Raw genomic sequence first — 16,142 nt, 5'->3', positions numbered from 1 at the left:
CGACAGCAAAACACCAATTCTGGCGCTCAAAGAATGGCAGAAAAAGCGCCCCGAATTATTTGTCAAACGGGTTTATGAACAGGCGGGACTTGACAGTTACACTAACCGGGCCCGTGAGTTCTTTCTTGCCAGCCTTCAATTCCACCTTCCCAGGCGCATGCAACATGATGTTGCCCCCTTCAAGCTTGAGCATCGCCCCCTGCGCCGTCATCAACAAATGCGTCTTCGCCGCCGCCGTGACCGTTTTGGTGACACTCGCAACGGTGATCGCCTTGTCCGCCATAATCCGCGTCGCATCCGACTGACTCTGGCAACTGACCTTGCCGCTGGCAGCATGCAACTTGATCCCGGTTTCCTGATTTGGCTTGCTACCGTTGCCCGCTTTCCCATACGTGAACAGACTGATCCCACTCGCCGTGACGTGATGCCACGCGCCCTGCGCGGCAAAATTGATATCCTGCCCAGCGCTGATGTTCGAGGTGAGCCCTGCGCAAAACACCGCATTCGCGGGAGTCGCGGCGACGATCCCCTTTGGACTGGATAGCTGAAGATGCGGCTCCTGATACGCCGTGGCCTGTCCGCGCCCCGACGCGTCGCCGGCCAAACCGTTGAGCACTTCTGCCGTGTGCGCAAGTTGCGCGATCGCCGGCAGGTCGTCTTGCCCGGCCTGGGCTCCCTCACCTGCCCCCTTGAGCATCGCCAGATGCTGCCGCGCAGTCGACGCCAACGCCCGCTGTAGACTTTCGCTCTCGCCAAGCTGTGCCAGCGCCGCGCTGGAATCCATCTGCGCCATGCGCGAACGGTCTGTCGACAGCAACATCCCACCTCCGGCCCGCAATGCCGCCGCGTGTCCGGTTTTCAGTTCACTCCCAAGCCCCACGGTCTGCAGGCGCTGGTTATCGGTCTGATGCCGTAGATGCCCCAGACTGAGCTCATCGCTGTCCCGATGACCGGCAGCATGCCGCTGCAAGCTCAGTCTCGCCTGCGAGGCACTGTCGTCGAACACGAGCTGGCTATAAGCCCCAAGTCCCTCCTGGCTCGCCCCCATCGCCTGGCTTTTAAAGCCGGACAGAACGGCAGGATGACCATGCGCGCCTTCCTCGCCAGCGAACCAGGACGGCGCATTCCCGGTCGATGCACCCGGCCCGTGCATGGCCTGGTTGTGCTGGGCATCCACGGCCCCGCGTCCGTTGTACAGCGCGCCCACGATGACCGGCCGATCGATATCGCCATCCAGGAAATCGACCAGCACCTCCTGCCCCACGCGCGGCACGGCATGACCGCCCCAATTGGGTCCAGCCACCGGCGCGAGCCCGGCAAGGACGCGAACCCAGGTGCCCGCGGTATCGTCCCCGGGCGCGCCGGCATGGCCATCGGGGGCAGGATGCTCGAGACGGCTGTGACTCGGCTGACCCGCCCTGCCTCGCTGCCAGTGAAACTGGATCTTCACCCGGTGATCCCGATCCGTATGAATCTCACTGCCGCGGGGCCCGACCACGATGGCGGTCTGCTGCCCGTGGATCGTCGGACGTGGATGCAGCAACAGCCCCTGCCCGTCGCTGCGGCTGGTCCGATAGGACACCTGCACCCGGATCGCATCGACACGATTCCTGTAGACCGGGCGCTCCCCGGCATGCTGTCCGGCCGCGTGCAGGCTGTCTTTCTGCTCGGCGGCGATGGTCTCCGCCAGCCGGGAATTGCCGAGCGCCTGGATTATTCCGGCCTTCATCTGCGCGGTCAGGTTGTTGTGCATCAGATGACGCACGCGCGTCACGATGAAACGGCGCGCGTCGCGCCCTGTTTCCTTGTCGTGGCAGGCATGACCGGTCAACGCAAACACCGTTCCCGGCGCCATCGTGCGCACGGTCCCGGCGCCGACGAAGCATTCGCTGCGGGTTTCCAGCGCTTCCATCTGGTTGTCGGCGATGCGCTGTCCCCGATCGCGGTCAGGATAGGCATACTGTCCCGGCGCATCGCTGCTGACCATGCTGATCGGCCCCGCTTGCATCGCTGCGGACGAGACCAGACGCTTGCCGCCCGAGCGATAGTCCCAGCTCTGCATGGCGACGCCGGTGGCGAGCAGGCGTGCCTCATGGCGCCAGCGATCCATGCTGTCCTCGCGCATGACCGCGCCGGGCCGGGTGAACCGGACTTCCGCCTGCGTATTCGTCCTGAACGCGCCGTTGTGATCCGCGATCACCAATTGATGACTGCCCAGGCCACGGTTACCCGCGTCACCCTGGTGCTCGAAGTAATAGAACAGCCCCTCCTCGCTCATCAGGCGCTGCGCGAACGCCCAATCGCTTTCCTGATATTGCGTGCTCAGGCTGCGAACGGGATACATGCTCCTGTCCGCGATATCGAAGCGCCATGCCGGCGCCAGGGTTCCCCGGCCTTGCCAGGCACGAAAGACGGCGTCGAGAATGTCGAAGACGTTCTTGTCCTGGAATATCCGGCTATCCCGCCCGTGTTCGAGGAATGCGCACCATGGCTGCAGCACCAGGGTGTAACGCGCCATCCCGCCATTCGCGCCATTGATGCCGACCGACGTCAGGTGACCATGAAAATGCCTGGGTCCGCTGCCGCTTGTCTCCAGCTCGAGCAGCGCAGGTTGGCCAAGCAATCGCCGCAGCGATAAGCCGGCGTCCTCGGACAAGGCGCTGATCGTGAACGCATAGTTTTCACCGAGCGCCTCTTCCCCGCGCACGCATTCGGCCAGCAACACATCCGGCCCGAGAGGCGTGTGCAATCGCAGCAGCCTGCGCGATTGCGTAAAGTGCTGGAATAGTGAGCTGGCTTTTGCAAGCATGGCAGTTCCTGGAGGCATCGGACACCTGATTGGATACCTACTCCGAAACCGATGACTTGCGCTGGCGCATGCCTCCCACCAAAACGCCGCGCTTGCAACACCAATGGAAAAAGCCCCAAAACCGTCATCTGGATTTGGGGCTCGACGCGCCCGAAGGCGCGGTGTCAGCGAACGTTGGGCTTAGTTGCGGGCAGCAGCCTTGTGCACGTCGGCTTGTGCTTCAGCACGCACCTGATCGGTCTTGGCTGCAGCGGTTGCCTTGTCGGCTGCCGCATCAACCTGTGCCTTCAGCACTTTTTCGTCGGCCTTGATCATTTTCTTCTCGGCTTTCAGATTGGCGTCGGCCACTTTCTCTTCAGCCTTGGCCATCGCCTTGGCGCGGTCTTCCGGATCGGCCTTGGCCACTTTTGCAGCTGCGTCAGTGTGCGACTCGACCAGGTCGGCGTGGGCCTTCGACTTGGTCTCGGCGGCCTTGGCCATGGTCTTGTTCACTTTTTCGTCCGCCTTGATGGCGGTCTTGATTTCCTTCTGTTCTGCCTTGATCACGTCTTTTTCGGCATTGGCTTCCGCCTTGACGATCCGGTTGTCCGCGGCGGTGGTGGCTGGCGCGGTGGTTTGTGCGTGAGCAGCGGTAGCCATCAGGCCGGCGATCAGGGTAGCGAGCAGTTTGTTCATGATGTGTTTCCTTTCTGGTGGTCTACACAGTGCGGGGTTGCCTGTGCAGTCGTTGTTGTTCTTCAGTGATTCCAGAATAGGCTTATCGCAGCGCCGGGTCTGTTAGACAGCCCACAGTCAAATTGTCAGAGTTGTAAGCAAAGATTACTGCTGAGCAGGCCCAGCATAGAGATCGATGATGTCGCCGATGCCGTCCTGGCACACCGGGCAGAACTTGTCGCTGCGATCGAACATCAGGCATTGCATCGCCGGCCGGTAGTAGCCGCTGGCTTCGTAGTTGGCGCCTTCAAAGGCGCCGATCGTATGCCGGTGCGGCTGCTGCGCGAACAATGCGTTGGTACGCTTCAGGTCTTCATGGAACAGCGCGCTCATTTCGGATTCCGGGCGATTCTCGGCGCGCAGCGCGGCGCGCTTCTTCTGGTAGGCGCGCGACTCTTGTTCGTATTCGGCCTTGGGCCACGGCGTCGGCAGCGGTGTGCCGTCCTTCACGTGGCGCTGCCATTTGAGGTTGGCGGGGTCGCGCAGCGCGGTGACGTTCGGCTCCCACGGTTCCATGCGGCCGCTGGCCGGCTGGTAAGCCACGGGCGAGGTGTAGTACTCATCGGCCAGGCCGGCGAAGTGGTGGCCGAATTCGTGCACGAACAGGTAGTCGGCCCAGTCGTTGCCCGCCGCCGCGGTGCTGAACTGGCCGAAGATGCCGCCTCCGCCATAGGTGTCGTTGTTCACCAGGATCTCGATGAATTCATACGGCGCGTGCTGGGCGATATCGCGCAGCGCGCGGTTGTCGAGCGTGAGCACATAGCGTTCGCTGCCGAAGATGTCGTAGCGCGTGCCCAGCGCGGACGGATTGTGCACGCCGGTCGACGGCCGGCTGATGCCCGACTTTTCGGTCGGCGCCGCCATCGCCCAGACATTGAAATCCTTCGCGCGTTCACGGAACGGCGACACCGAGAACAGGTGCTTCGTCAGGCGGCGCGCATCCTGCTCGAACTTCTTCATGTCCTTCTGCGTATAGCCATCGCCCAGGATCAGGAGGTCGACCTTGTCGGCCGACGGCCCGCTGGAGTGAATCGCGATCGGCGTCGCCAGCGCCGGCGGCTGGCGCCGGATGACGTCCTGCGCATTCGGATCGACCTCGACGCTCCAGGCCACCGAAAACTGGTTGCGCTCGTCGCGCTTGAGGATGCGCACCCGCACCGCTTGCGCGAACTGCGGGAAGCGCACCGATTCCTGGAATGAGCGGCTGATCCGGTTCGCCTCCTCGATGGTGCGCCATTCGCCGAACACGGTCGAGAAGCCGCGCGAGTACAGCAGGTCGCCGGTTTTCGCATCGACCACCTCGACCCGGTTCTGGCCGCGGTTGGTGTCGTCGAGATTGCGCGCCATGCTGCCCGGCCAGGGCAGCGGTTCGATCACCACGCGCTCGATGGCGTAGGCGTCTTGTAGTGCATTGCCGCTGTGGGTGTAGTCGAGACGAACCGTGGCCGGCTGGGCAGCCCAGGCAATCGAAGCAAGTGCGCCCAGCAGCAACGCAGCAAGAAAATGAGACAGGCGCATCGCGACTCCTGGAAAGTAGATCGCGATATTCTAAGCCCATCCTCCTCCCTGTCTACCGTCTTGTGCGGCAAGCGCCGACGATGCCTATTGGTCGCTGTAACGGGCGACCAGCGCCTGGAACCGGACATCGTCGTGTAGCGCCGACCATTCGGGCGCGGCTCGCACGTCGGCCGACCGGATCCCTTCCCCTTCGAACGCACGATGCAACAACCTCACCGCCGCATCATGATCACCGCTACGCGCCGCGGCCAGCGCGGACGAATAGATGCTTGCCACGACCGGCGCCGGGACGGCAAGCGCAACGGGAGCCGGCGCTGTCATTGGAGCCGGCGCTAGGTCCGGTACAGGCGCGGGACGATGCGCGACGGCGGTGGACGTGACCGTGACAGCCGACTGCATTTGCGCTTGCGCGGACACGCGCCGGTAATAGATGCGTTCAACCAGCGGCAAATCGAGATACATGCGGTCGTCGTCGACCAGGTTGAAGGTCAGGCCGAAATACAGCGGCAGATCGAGCGTGATCTCGCTGCCGTCCTGGCTGATGCCGCCAATCGGTACCGCGACCTCGGCTCCTGCCTTCAGCATGTCGCGCGAGATGGTCAGTTCGGGGCCGATCGGCACCTTCAGGCTCATCACCTGGAAGCGCTCGGCGCGCCATTGACCGATGATTTTGCTGCCATCTTCACGCGCGCACCCGGTCATCAGCAGCGCCAGCGACAGGCATACGAACGCCTTTCCGACCGGGTGCACAGGCCACATCTCAGGCGCCTTTCGGACGGTACTGTTCCACCAGCTTCACGAAGCGCGCGTCCTTGCGCAACGCGTCCAGGTCGGGGTCGGCATCCATCTCGCGGAAATGGGTGAAGCCGGCGAGGAACGCGCCTTCGAATTCCTTCAGCGCGTCATCAGTACGTGCCTGCTTGAGACGCAGGACGGCCATGTTGTAGTAGACGAGCGGCTGCTTTGGCGCACGGGCACGGGCCGCCAGCAACTCCTTCTCTGCCTCTTCCAGCTTGCCCTGAGCCATCCTTGCAATGGCAACTTTCATCATTTCATTGGCAGCGGCCTGATTGCCGGATGCTTCCGCCTCTCCCGCCTTCCCGTCCAGCAGCTGCTTCTCGCCCTGCAGGCGCAAGGCGGCGGTATCGGTTTCGGATGGCGCGATCCCGAAGCTGGCCTGCTGCACTTCCGGCTGCGCGACCGCACTGTCCGTCGCCACGACGGCTGGGACCGGAGCGGCCACGACCTCTTCCATGGCAGGGCCGGACGGCGATTGGAGCACCAGGTAGCCGCCCACGCCGGCCGCCAGCACGACCGCCGCGGCGATTGGCGCCACGAGCTTGTTCTTCTTGCCTGCGACGGGGCCTGCGGCCTGGGCTTCCAGCAGCGTGGAGCAGCCCGGGCACTTCAGGTCTTCCCCCGGTGCGCGTTCAAACACTTCGCCGGCATTCGCGCGGTCGCAATCGCCCAGGGTCGGGCACTTGTACTTGGCCATATCGTTACTCTCTTTTCAATGTTGTATGGTGGCCGGCCGCGACGGCGGCCGGCACGGTCAAGCGGTCAGGCGGCGATGCCGATGATCGAGCGCACCGGTGCGGCCAGGCCCTGCAGCTGCTGGTATGCCGGATCCTGGTCATCCTGACCGGCTTCATCGAAGCGGGCGCGGGCCAGGGCGCGGAAGGCGGTGTACAGCTCTTCCTTCTTCTCCTGGTGCTTGAATTCGCTGTCGATGCGGCGCGTGACTTCACGTTCCACCAGGCCACGCAGGTCTTCGCTGTGATCCGCGTCGAACACGGCATCCCAGTTCCGGCCTTCCATCACCTTCGAGGCCGGCAAGCCATCGACGTCGTGGATGAATACCCATTCCTGCAGGCCGGTGGTGCGGTTCTGGCGTTCTTTGATCATGCCCAGCAGGCGCGCCACCAGCAGGATCGGTTTGCGCCGCGCCAGGAGCTGCAGCTCGGCCGATGACTTGGCGTACAGCGGTGGCAGGCGGCGGCCATCACCGTCGCTGTGCAGCAGGATCGATTCGTTGCGGTCGCGCTGCAGGCCATCGTAGTGACGCTTCAGCTCAGCCAGCGATTCAATGAAGCGTGCCGGCATCATCGACGCGATCTTCATGATCACGATCTGGTTCGGCAGATTGCCGGTCGCAACCTTGGTATCGGGCGCGGTGGGGTCCTTCTGCTCCTCGAACATCCTCGCCAGCATGGCCCGGAAGCCGCTCTGGTGCTGGCACTCCGGCACGAACACGCCGACGGTCTGGGTGCGGCCCTGGCTACCGCCGGCATTATTGGCCACGGTGCGATCGACTTCGGTCTTGTTGAAGGTGAGCAGCGACCCCGCTTCGTCGTACAGCTCGCGCACGAAGTCGCGCAAGCCGTCGTGGTTGGCGTCGTACTTCTTCTGCAGGCGCTCGACGATATTCACACGCAGCACTGGCGGCATGCTGGTCGCGATCTCGGCGTGGGCGAGCTCGACGATTTGGGCCGACTCCTGCGACAGGCAGTTGATGATGCCGCCCAGGCTCAGGCTTTGCAGGAGCTGGTCGAACGAATTCACCTCGGTGCCCCCCAAGTCGATGATGGCCTGGCGCACGCGCTGGGTGCGCGCGCCCTGGGCCGCCTCGTCGATCGTGATCGCGCGCATCACGGCGCCAATGGCCTCCTGGTCGAATACGCGCTTCTGGTAGGCGGCATCCGCCGCGCCAAGGCGCTTGTCGCGTTCATTCCCGAAGCGCTTGGTGGCTTCCGCCAGGTTCTGGTGCAGCTCGTCGATGCGCGCGCGCAGCGTCAGCAGTTGTTCCTTCACGAACGGCAGCAGGGCGGCGCCGAACTTCAGGCCTTCGAGCTGGGTGCGCAGCACATACAGTTCCTGGTGCTGGGTAGCGATGTCCGAGAACAGCGCGCTGCGCTTGTCGGTCAGGTGCTTGCCGAAGAAACCGACACTGTTGAACTGTTCGTTGAGCTGCTGGGTGCGTCCCTGCACCGATTGCAGCGCGGCCGGCATCTTGGCGATGCGGTCGGCGTAAACACCCATGCGTTCGTCGACCAGCGCCACCAGCGCATCGGTGAGGTGGCGCAGCTGGATCAGCGACGCGCCGCCGGCGCGCCAGCGACCAAAGAAATCCTTCTCGATATGACGGCCGATATGGCGCGCCATCTCGAGCCGCGCATTGCCCTTGACCTCATAGAACTTGCGCACCCCACCCAGGGTCCGGTAGGTATCGTCGAAGACCTTGGCCAGGCGCGTATTGAGCGCCGACACCCAGGTAGTCTGCTCGAGAGTCGGGTCCGCCTTGATCTCGGGCACGAGGAGGCTGACGATCTGCTTCCAGTATTCCGGGCTCGGCTTCCAGTTCGCGTTGCGCGCGTCGTCCTCGAGAATGCCGCTTTCCAGCATCAGGTGGGCGTCGGTCAGCAGCAGCGACTGGGCGGTTTCGGGTTGGCGTGCCTGCGCGCCCCAGTCTTTTTCCGCCGGTTCATCAGCATAGCCCTCACCCTGGCGGAAATTGTTGAACATCAGCTGGCGCGCCGCCTGCTCGGCAAAGCCATAGGCCAGGTATTCCTTGATTTCCTGCTCCGGCACGACCACGCGCTTGATGCCGAACGACAGGAACAGCTTGGCGCGGGCCTTGCCGATGTCCTCGTCGCTCTCGAAGTTCTTGATATCGTTCTCGCCTTTTTCCGCACGCCCCAGGCCTTCCCACTCCTTGTTCAGGGTTTTCTGGTAGATGAACTCGGCAACGATGTTCGGCACTTCCGACTCGACATCGAACTGGATATTGTGCTCATTGATATTGTTTACCAAGTAACAGCCGTTGAAATATGTGGCATGCTCCATTGGGGTTCCATCCAGCAAGTTCACCGGATGGTATTTGCCAACCGCCATCGCGTTCAGCTCGGACAGCGCGGCATAGCCGTTCGCATAATAGTTCTCGAAGCCAGCCACGTTCTTCACGCGTTTGGAATTCTTTTCTGGCAGCAGTGCGTACACCAGGATGCGGTACTGTTCGTAATGCGGATACTTGTGGCGGATCTGCGCGACCGCGTCGACCACCGAACCGCTGCCAGTGCCGCCGGCCAGGCCGCAAACCACGTGAATGGTCACGCCGACTTTGCCGGGACTGGCCTCGAGCTCCCTGACGCGGCCTTCCAACGCCTTGACGAAGCTGGATGCGTTCTGCGCGAAGACGAGACGGCCCAGCTTGCGGCGCTGGGCCGCGCCGGCCGTGCTCGGGTTGACGAAATCGAACACGCTGCGCGGCTCGACCCATTTCTTCAGGCCAGGGAATGAGTCGGGGTCGTCCAGCACCGGGCGTACATTGCTGGCAGTGTTGATCAGGTATTCGCTGCGGTTCAGGCCGACGTCCTTGCCGAGCACCTTCCACTCTTCCTTCTTGTCCAGCTCATCATTGGACGTGTCGATGTAGAGATAGCCGAAGCGGGCCAGCGAACGGTCCGGTTCCTGCGTGTCCTTGTTACGCTCGATGGTCTTGCGAATCTGGCGGATAATCTTGCCGCCGCTGCCGCCGAGGCCGATGATCAGGTGGTTGTGAGACATATCAGTTTTCCGTCTGGTAGTAGGGTGCGCGCCGCAGGCGGCTTATTCGTGGGCCAGCTTGATCTTCAGGAACAGCTTGCTGTCGGCCTTGCCGCTGGTCTTCTTGACGACGTACGAGGCCACCTGCCCACCGTCGCCCGGCGCCGGGTCTTCGCTGAAGGTGATCGCCTTCGAGGTATAGGCCGGGGCGGCGCAGGTTGCCGCGTCGTCCTTGTAGGTGATCGCCTTCGAGGTATAGCCGCTCGAGCCGTTGTCGGCCAGCAGCGGCGTGCCCGGCAGCGACTTTCCGCAGCTACCGTGGTCGACGCCGGCCACCAGGTCGGGCTGCGACTTGCCGAGCAGCTCATTGACGCCGCCGCGCATCGGGGTCGGCGACAGGAATACCAGCAGGTGTTCGGTGCCAGGGGTGGCGTCGAACTCGAACGCACCGCGGCTCGGCAGGAACACCGTGCCCATCGCATTCACGTAGTTATCCTGACCGGCCACCGGGAAGATCTGCGACAGCTGGCCATGCGGATCCTGGTTCAGGACATAGACGTAGGACGGGCGGTTGACCTTGACGCCGAGCTGGAAGCGGTCGCCGTTCCGGAAAGTACGGCTGGCCAGCACGTCGCTCGTGCTGCCGTCGGCGTTCTTCAGGCGAATGAAATAGCTGGCGCCGATCTGGCGTGCAGCCAGCGCTTTTTTCGGCTTGGCGGCGCTGTCCTGCCTGGCTGCCACGACCGGCTTGGCTTCGGTGCTCTTTTGCGCGGTAGATGCCGCGACAACATTGCCGTCTTCACCGAAAAACAGCGACTTGGCAGTGTAGCCATCCTGGGCCGCCGATGCGCCCGACAGGAGCAGAAGGCTGGCGGCAGCGAATGCGTATTTCATGTGAGTTCCTATTAGATGTATTGGCGCGTCAGAAGCGGTTGAGGATGGCGGTCTCGGTGGCGAAATGGCGCGGCACCTGCGTCATCCGTGCGCGACTCACTTTTCGCGCCATGTCGCTGGTAAATTGACGGGCTCGGTCAAACGCCGGCTCGACATGTCCTTTTTCTTCTTCCAGGAAAGCGAAGAAGGCCTGGGTGAAATACGATCCTTTGAGCTCGCGGTTACCGAGCATGAAGGTGCCGTTGCTTTCCGGCGCCAGCGACAATTCACCTTCGCTGGTCGCGGTGATGATGGCGTAGGCGCGATCGCCGGCAATATCAGCCTTGTCCTGCCGGACCTCGCCCGGTTGCGGCCGATCGTCGACGAACCGGATGGCCTTGGTGGTGTACGCGGCCCCGGTCCAGGACTGCAGCGGCAGGCCGGCGCGCTCGACCCGGCCACCATTGGCCGCCAGAATGTAACCGCCGCTTTGATCGGGGAAGCCGCGCAGCATGTCGCCGCTATAGCAGGTATCGATGAAGATGCGGGTGTTGCGAGTCGGTTTGCGCGCCAGATTCTGCACCAGCGTATCGGCCACCGACGTGCGCTGCAGATTGAGTTCCTGCTCGGTCCTGTCCGCGCCACCGGCGTTCGAATCCCATGCCACGATGGACATCTTGCGCTGATCGCCGCCCCTGGAGGTCGGCAATGGCGCGTTGCCATGGCTCGAGATATACACGAACAGCTGGTCTTGCGGGCGCAGCGTACGTTCGATCCTGCCAAGCTCGCGCTCGATGGCGGCCTTGGTGGCGCTGGACCCGAGCAGCTCGGTGACCTGGTAGCCCGCGCCGCGCGCCGCCTTCACCACCACCCGCGCGTCGTCCTCCCCCGGCACCGCCGATATCCGCGTATGGTCCTTGAAGGTATTGATGCCGACCACCAGGGCGATATTGCGGGCCGGCGCGCGGCGCTCGGCTTCCGACAGCGAGGCAACTTGCTGCTCGCGCACCTCGTCCTCGATGCGCTTGACGCGCACATCGGCCGGATAGAACGGCGAGGTCGACTTGATACCGACCACCGACTGGACAATCATGAATGCACGATCGACCTCGTCTTCGTTGGCATAGCTGCCGACGAGCTGCACCCTTCCAACCAGGTCGCGCTTGATGGTGGCGCCAGGCAGGCCGTGCTGGCGCAGCTTGGCCTGGATCGACTGCATCAGAGACTCGGGAACGTTGTAGGCGTAATAGGCATGCTGGTAGCCGTGCAGCTGGTTCGCGGCGCAGCCGGACAGAACGAGCGCCACCGCCACGACGGCGGCGCGCAGAAATGCGGATGTAATCATGGTATGGGGCCGGGGACGGCCGCACGCGGGCCGCGCCCGGCCATCCCGGCATTCAAGAAAGGCAGGTCAGGAAACAGTGACGTTCTTCGTCATCGTGACAGGCGATTTGCCGCCTGCCGATGCGCTCATGATCACGCGATAGACGGCGCCTGCCGGGGCCTCTGCCGACACCGGGAACGACAACTTCTCGACCGAACGGCCGGCTTCGACGGTGCGCTCGATCCGCGCCTCGTTCGGAATCTGGATTTCGACCTCGGTACCGTCGGTCGTCACGAACAGCTTGCGCTCGAAGACCACCGGGGCTTCGGCATCGGTTGGTGTCAGGACATCGTAGGTGGTATCGATCGCCAGCCGCTCACCCGGCCTGACCGATACAGGCACGCTCACGTCCTGCAAATGGACGAGCACGCCTTGGTTGGCTTTATAGTTGTGTTCCTTTTTCACCTGGGCCAGCGACTTGCCCGGATCGCGTACCAGGCTCGATGCGGTGATCCAGTTCGGATTCTGCTTGGTGCAGGTGTCGACCGCGGTGTAATAAGCGGTGGCCCATCCCGCAGCCAGACCGCCGGCAGCGCCCAGCAGGGCGGCTTTGCCAGCTTTCTCCTTATTGCCGGTCAACAAGGCGCCGCCCAGGCCGGAAAACAGGCCGATTGCAGCGCCTTTGACGGCCAAGCGGCGCTGCTCTCCCGTCGTGCAGGCATCCAGATCGGCATAAGCCGATTCTTGCGCCAGCGCCGGCACTGCAACAAGATTGAAACCAACAATAGCTAGCGCAACGCTCGCGGCGTATTTGATGACCTTCATGGCTTTACTCCCTGGTTTTATCGTTGTTTCGGCATAGCACTGTGTTGCCAGTGTTTTACCTAATTTTGACAGGAGTATCACACATATATATTTTAAGAAACTATCCAATAGTCACAAGCGGGTTGCATGTAACTGGTTTTCCCAAAAAATTGTTCAATATCTGCCTGAGATACAACAGTATTGGTCAGCGATACTGATACAACGGCCTTTGCACCACGATCGGCCGAATATCGAGCCGCACGTTATACACCGAATACGCTTCGCTGAACGCCGACTGGTAACCCACGCTCTCGCTCACGCGACTGAGCTTGAACTCGAAGCCCAGGTCGGGCCGCTCGGCGTTCGGGCTGTCCAGCGACAGGCCGATCGCGTCGACCTGGTCGCTGTCGATCAGCTTGGCCATCAGGTCGACCACCGTGCCGTTGCCGAGGATGTCGGCCGAGAACAGCGGGCCGCGCCAGTAAGGTTTCTTGGCGTCGACCTTGCCATGCGCCTTCTCGGGCGCCGGCATGAAGGTCTTGGTGGCCAGGTTGAAGCGGTCGCCATTGTCGAGGTAACTGAGGCGCCCGTTGGCGAGATTGAAGCTGCCGTCGCGGGTGGCGGCCTCGCTCAGGTCGACCAGCAGCGCGCCGCGGTAGCCGATCACCTCGACGTCGCGCCTGGCATTGACCACCATCGCCGTGTTCTCGTCGATCCCCAGGCCGATCTTGTAGCCCTTGGCCAGCATGGCCGGCAGCATGCGCGCGAAGCGCCCGCGCACCAGCAGGTGCTGGTCGATGAAGACGTCGTCGCCGATGAAGCCCAGGCCGCGCGTGATCTGGCGGCCGTCGTCGACGCCATGCTGGAGGGTGGACAGGATCGAGCGTGGGTGGCCGAACATGGTGCTGCTCATGATGGCGGCGCCGGCGCTCGAGCCGGCGATCACGCCGCCGCGCCGGTACATGTCCCACAGGGCGTCGAGCACCCGCGTGTTGCTGCCGTCGGCCCGGCGCAGGACGCCCGTGATGCGCCCCTGGTCGCCGCCCGAGAAGTACGCGCCGCCGGCCGTGCGCACGGCTTCGGCCAGCTTGGGATCGTCGGCCGCGGCGCGGCCGTCGGCGCCGTCCAGGCGCTCGGCGACCGGGACGAAGAAGGCGTCGGCGCCATAGCGGTTCAGGCGCTCGACGAGATAATTGCCGGCGCGTTCAGGGCTCGCCGAGGCGGAGGCGAACACGGCGACGCGTGCGCCTTTGCCACCCGCGAGTTCGACGATACGTTCCCACACGGCATCATTGTCGGCGCGCAGGGCGCCGCCGATGATGACGAGCGAACCTTTCGGTGGCTTCGGTTCCGCGTCGGCGGCATGGCTGGCACTGCTCGCCAGCAATGCCAACGCGAGAATGGCATGGACGACGATCTGGAGCATAAGACTTCCTCTGATGAGCCATCAGCGTAAGCCTGATTCCAGATTCACGTCGCCATGTTGAGTCCGCTCAGGACAAATAGATGTTGGGAAAATACCGCTCCATCAATGTCTCTGGACGCAACGGTGGGGTAAAGCCGAAGCGCGCGTAGAGTTCGTGCGAGTCGGTGGTGGCAAGGGTGAAGCGGCGCAGTTTCTGCAGGCTGGGGTGGCGCAGCACCACGCCGATCAGTTGCTTGCCGTAGCCGTTCCCGCGGTACTCGGGCACGACGAACACGTCCACCAGGTTGGCAAAGGTGGCGTAGTCGGTGATCACGCGCGCGAACGCGATCTGGCGGCCGTCGAGGTAGCCGCCGAAGCACAGCGAATTCTCGATGGCGCGCTCGACGATCGGACGGGAAATGCCCACGGCCCAGGTCGACTGCTCACTGAGGAAGCGGTAGATCATCGGGATATCGAGCCGGGACTGGTCGGTACTGACCTGGAAGCTGGAATCGTTCGTAATCATTGGGCTTGCAAAGCTGGCAAAAAAACCATTCTAGCGCCGTTTGGCCCCATATCGGTTTCGATTGCGCTCTGCAGCGGGCTTTTTTTCGCTAGCTTTCTCCAGGTAATCTGCCCTCCGGAAGACGTAGCGGCGACGCGGTTTATAATCTTCGAATCCCCAACCGGAATTCCACCATGACCGAACAATTCTCCAAAAAAGCCGAAGCCTGGTCGGCCCGCTTCTCCGAACCCGTCTCCGATCTCGTCAAGCGCTACACCGCGTCCGTGTTCTTCGACAAGCGCCTGGCGCAATACGACATCCAGGGCTCGCTGGCGCACGCCGAGATGCTGGCGGCCCAGGGCATCATCAGCGAACACGACCGTGCCGAGATCGAACGCGGCATGGCCCAGATCCGGTCCGAGATCGAGGCCGGCAGCTTCGAATGGCTGCTCGACCTGGAAGACGTGCACCTGAACATCGAGAAGCGCCTGACCGAACTGGTCGGCGACGCCGGCAAGCGCCTGCACACCGGCCGCTCGCGCAACGACCAGGTCGCGACCGACATCCGCCTGTACGTGCGCGCCGCCATCGACGACATCCTGGCCCTGCTGAACGGCCTGCGCGGCGCCCTGACCGACCTGGCCGAACGCCACGCCGACACCATCATGCCGGGATTCACCCACCTGCAGGTGGCGCAGCCGATCACCTTCGGCCACCACATGCTGGCCTATGTCGAGATGTTCGGCCGCGACGCCGAGCGCATGCAGGATGCGCGCCGCCGCGTCAACCGCCTGCCGCTGGGCGCCGCCGCCCTGGCCGGCACCACCTTCCCGATCGACCGCCTGCGCGTGGCCAAGACGCTGGGCTTCGACGACGTCTGCCACAACTCGCTGGACGCCGTGTCCGACCGCGACTTCGCCATCGAATTCACCGCTGCCGCATCGATCCTGATGATGCACGTCTCGCGCTTCTCGGAAGAGCTGGTGATGTGGATCAGCCCGCGCATCGGCTTCATCGACATCGCCGACCGCTTCTGCACCGGCTCGTCGATCATGCCGCAAAAGAAAAATCCGGACGTGCCGGAACTGGCGCGCGGCAAGACCGGCCGCGTCTACGGTCACCTGACCGGCCTGTTGACCCTGATGAAAGGCCAGCCGCTGGCCTACAACAAGGACAACCAGGAAGACAAGGAGCCGCTGTTCGACACCATCGACACCGTCCTTGATACGCTGCGCATCTTCACCGACATGGCGTCGGGCATCACGGTCAAGGCCGACAATATGCGCTCGGCGGCGCTGCAGGGCTACGCCACGGCGACCGACCTGGCCGACTACCTGGTCAAGAAAGGCCTGCCGTTCCGCGACGCCCACGAAGCCGTGGCGCATGCGGTGCGCGCCTGCGACCAGGCGGGCTGCGACCTGTCCGAGATGTCGCTCGAGACGCTGCAGGGCTTCTCGCCGCTGATCGAGCAGGACGTGTTCGAAGTCCTGACCCTCGAGGGTTCTGTGGCGGCGCGCGACCACGTGGGAGGCACCGCGCCGAACCAGGTGCGCGCGGCGATCGTGCGCGTGCGCCAGCAGCTGGCAGAGTAAGCTCTCGCCTTTCCGGCGGGCCGGCGCCCTTCGCGTGCCGGCCCGCTTTTCATTTC

At 63.4% G+C, this 16,142-nt stretch carries 12 protein-coding genes; 1 reads left to right on the top strand and 11 read right to left on the bottom strand.

What is annotated here, in order from left to right:
* Positions 1-55: 55 nt before the first annotated feature.
* The 11 genes from ABIB42_RS24330 to ABIB42_RS24280 form a co-directional block, all read right to left on the bottom strand.
* Complete coding sequence (locus ABIB42_RS24330) at positions 56-2,809, bottom strand: type VI secretion system Vgr family protein (protein ID WP_429249130.1); 2,754 nt, start codon at positions 2,807-2,809, stop codon at positions 56-58.
* Between the two features lie 180 nt (positions 2,810-2,989).
* Positions 2,990-3,484 (bottom strand): hypothetical protein, encoded by a 495-nt coding sequence (locus ABIB42_RS24325; protein WP_005665197.1) that lies wholly within the window; start codon positions 3,482-3,484, stop codon positions 2,990-2,992.
* A gap of 144 nt (positions 3,485-3,628) precedes the next feature.
* A complete protein-coding gene (locus tag ABIB42_RS24320) occupies positions 3,629-5,041 on the bottom strand; it encodes a M64 family metallopeptidase (protein ID WP_429249129.1) in 1,413 nt (470 codons plus the stop codon).
* Positions 5,042-5,125: 84 nt separating this feature from the next.
* A complete protein-coding gene (locus tag ABIB42_RS24315; protein WP_005665195.1) occupies positions 5,126-5,800 on the bottom strand; it encodes a hypothetical protein in 675 nt (224 codons plus the stop codon).
* Between the two features lies 1 nt (position 5,801).
* A complete protein-coding gene (locus ABIB42_RS24310; protein ID WP_005665194.1) occupies positions 5,802-6,536 on the bottom strand; it encodes a TPR end-of-group domain-containing protein in 735 nt (244 codons plus the stop codon).
* A gap of 65 nt (positions 6,537-6,601) precedes the next feature.
* Positions 6,602-9,604 carry a tubulin-like doman-containing protein gene (locus ABIB42_RS24305; RefSeq protein ID WP_429249128.1) on the bottom strand — a complete coding sequence of 1,001 codons (3,003 nt, stop codon included), beginning with the start codon at positions 9,602-9,604 and terminating at the stop codon, positions 6,602-6,604.
* Positions 9,605-9,646: 42 nt separating this feature from the next.
* Positions 9,647-10,477, bottom strand: a complete 831-nt coding sequence (locus ABIB42_RS24300) for a DUF4384 domain-containing protein (RefSeq protein ID WP_005665192.1) — start codon at positions 10,475-10,477, stop codon at positions 9,647-9,649.
* 28 nt (positions 10,478-10,505) lie between these two features.
* Entirely contained in the window at positions 10,506-11,801 is a 1,296-nt protein-coding gene (locus tag ABIB42_RS24295; protein WP_219861387.1) for a caspase family protein, read from the bottom strand.
* Between the two features lie 66 nt (positions 11,802-11,867).
* A complete protein-coding gene (locus ABIB42_RS24290) occupies positions 11,868-12,605 on the bottom strand; it encodes a hypothetical protein (protein WP_005665189.1) in 738 nt (245 codons plus the stop codon).
* Positions 12,606-12,789: 184 nt separating this feature from the next.
* Positions 12,790-14,010, bottom strand: coding sequence for a cyanophycinase (locus ABIB42_RS24285; RefSeq protein WP_219861389.1), 1,221 nt, complete (start codon positions 14,008-14,010; stop codon positions 12,790-12,792).
* Positions 14,011-14,077: 67 nt separating this feature from the next.
* Positions 14,078-14,515 carry a GNAT family N-acetyltransferase gene (locus ABIB42_RS24280; RefSeq protein ID WP_071361347.1) on the bottom strand — a complete coding sequence of 146 codons (438 nt, stop codon included), beginning with the start codon at positions 14,513-14,515 and terminating at the stop codon, positions 14,078-14,080.
* Positions 14,516-14,688: 173 nt separating this feature from the next.
* Here ABIB42_RS24280 and argH point away from each other — a divergent pair, with 173 nt between their 5' ends.
* Positions 14,689-16,086: an argininosuccinate lyase gene (gene argH, locus ABIB42_RS24275; RefSeq protein ID WP_184236814.1), complete on the top strand. Its 1,398-nt coding sequence runs from the start codon at positions 14,689-14,691 to the stop codon at positions 16,084-16,086.
* Positions 16,087-16,142 lie beyond the last annotated feature (56 nt).

Origin of the sequence: Massilia sp. UYP32 (assembly GCF_050434365.1) — a bacterium.
GTDB lineage: Bacteria > Pseudomonadota > Gammaproteobacteria > Burkholderiales > Burkholderiaceae_D > Telluria > Telluria timonae.
This window is presented reverse-complemented; position numbering and strand designations above follow the sequence as displayed.

Bases quoted from the DNA above. Each gene is read 5' to 3' on its own strand.
- ABIB42_RS24325 (WP_005665197.1), bottom strand. From the start codon at position 3,484: ATGAACAAACTGCTCGCTACCCTGATCGCCGGCCTGATGGCTACCGCT.
- argH (WP_184236814.1), top strand. From the start codon at position 14,689: ATGACCGAACAATTCTCCAAAAAAGCCGAAGCCTGGTCGGCCCGCTTC.
- ABIB42_RS24330 (WP_429249130.1), bottom strand. From the start codon at position 2,809: ATGCTTGCAAAAGCCAGCTCACTATTCCAGCACTTTACGCAATCGCGC.
- ABIB42_RS24320 (WP_429249129.1), bottom strand. From the start codon at position 5,041: ATGCGCCTGTCTCATTTTCTTGCTGCGTTGCTGCTGGGCGCACTTGCT.
- ABIB42_RS24290 (WP_005665189.1), bottom strand. From the start codon at position 12,605: ATGAAGGTCATCAAATACGCCGCGAGCGTTGCGCTAGCTATTGTTGGT.
- ABIB42_RS24295 (WP_219861387.1), bottom strand. From the start codon at position 11,801: ATGATTACATCCGCATTTCTGCGCGCCGCCGTCGTGGCGGTGGCGCTC.
- ABIB42_RS24280 (WP_071361347.1), bottom strand. From the start codon at position 14,515: ATGATTACGAACGATTCCAGCTTCCAGGTCAGTACCGACCAGTCCCGG.
- ABIB42_RS24305 (WP_429249128.1), bottom strand. From the start codon at position 9,604: ATGTCTCACAACCACCTGATCATCGGCCTCGGCGGCAGCGGCGGCAAG.
- ABIB42_RS24285 (WP_219861389.1), bottom strand. From the start codon at position 14,010: ATGCTCCAGATCGTCGTCCATGCCATTCTCGCGTTGGCATTGCTGGCG.
- ABIB42_RS24315 (WP_005665195.1), bottom strand. From the start codon at position 5,800: ATGTGGCCTGTGCACCCGGTCGGAAAGGCGTTCGTATGCCTGTCGCTG.
- ABIB42_RS24310 (WP_005665194.1), bottom strand. From the start codon at position 6,536: ATGGCCAAGTACAAGTGCCCGACCCTGGGCGATTGCGACCGCGCGAAT.
- ABIB42_RS24300 (WP_005665192.1), bottom strand. From the start codon at position 10,477: ATGAAATACGCATTCGCTGCCGCCAGCCTTCTGCTCCTGTCGGGCGCA.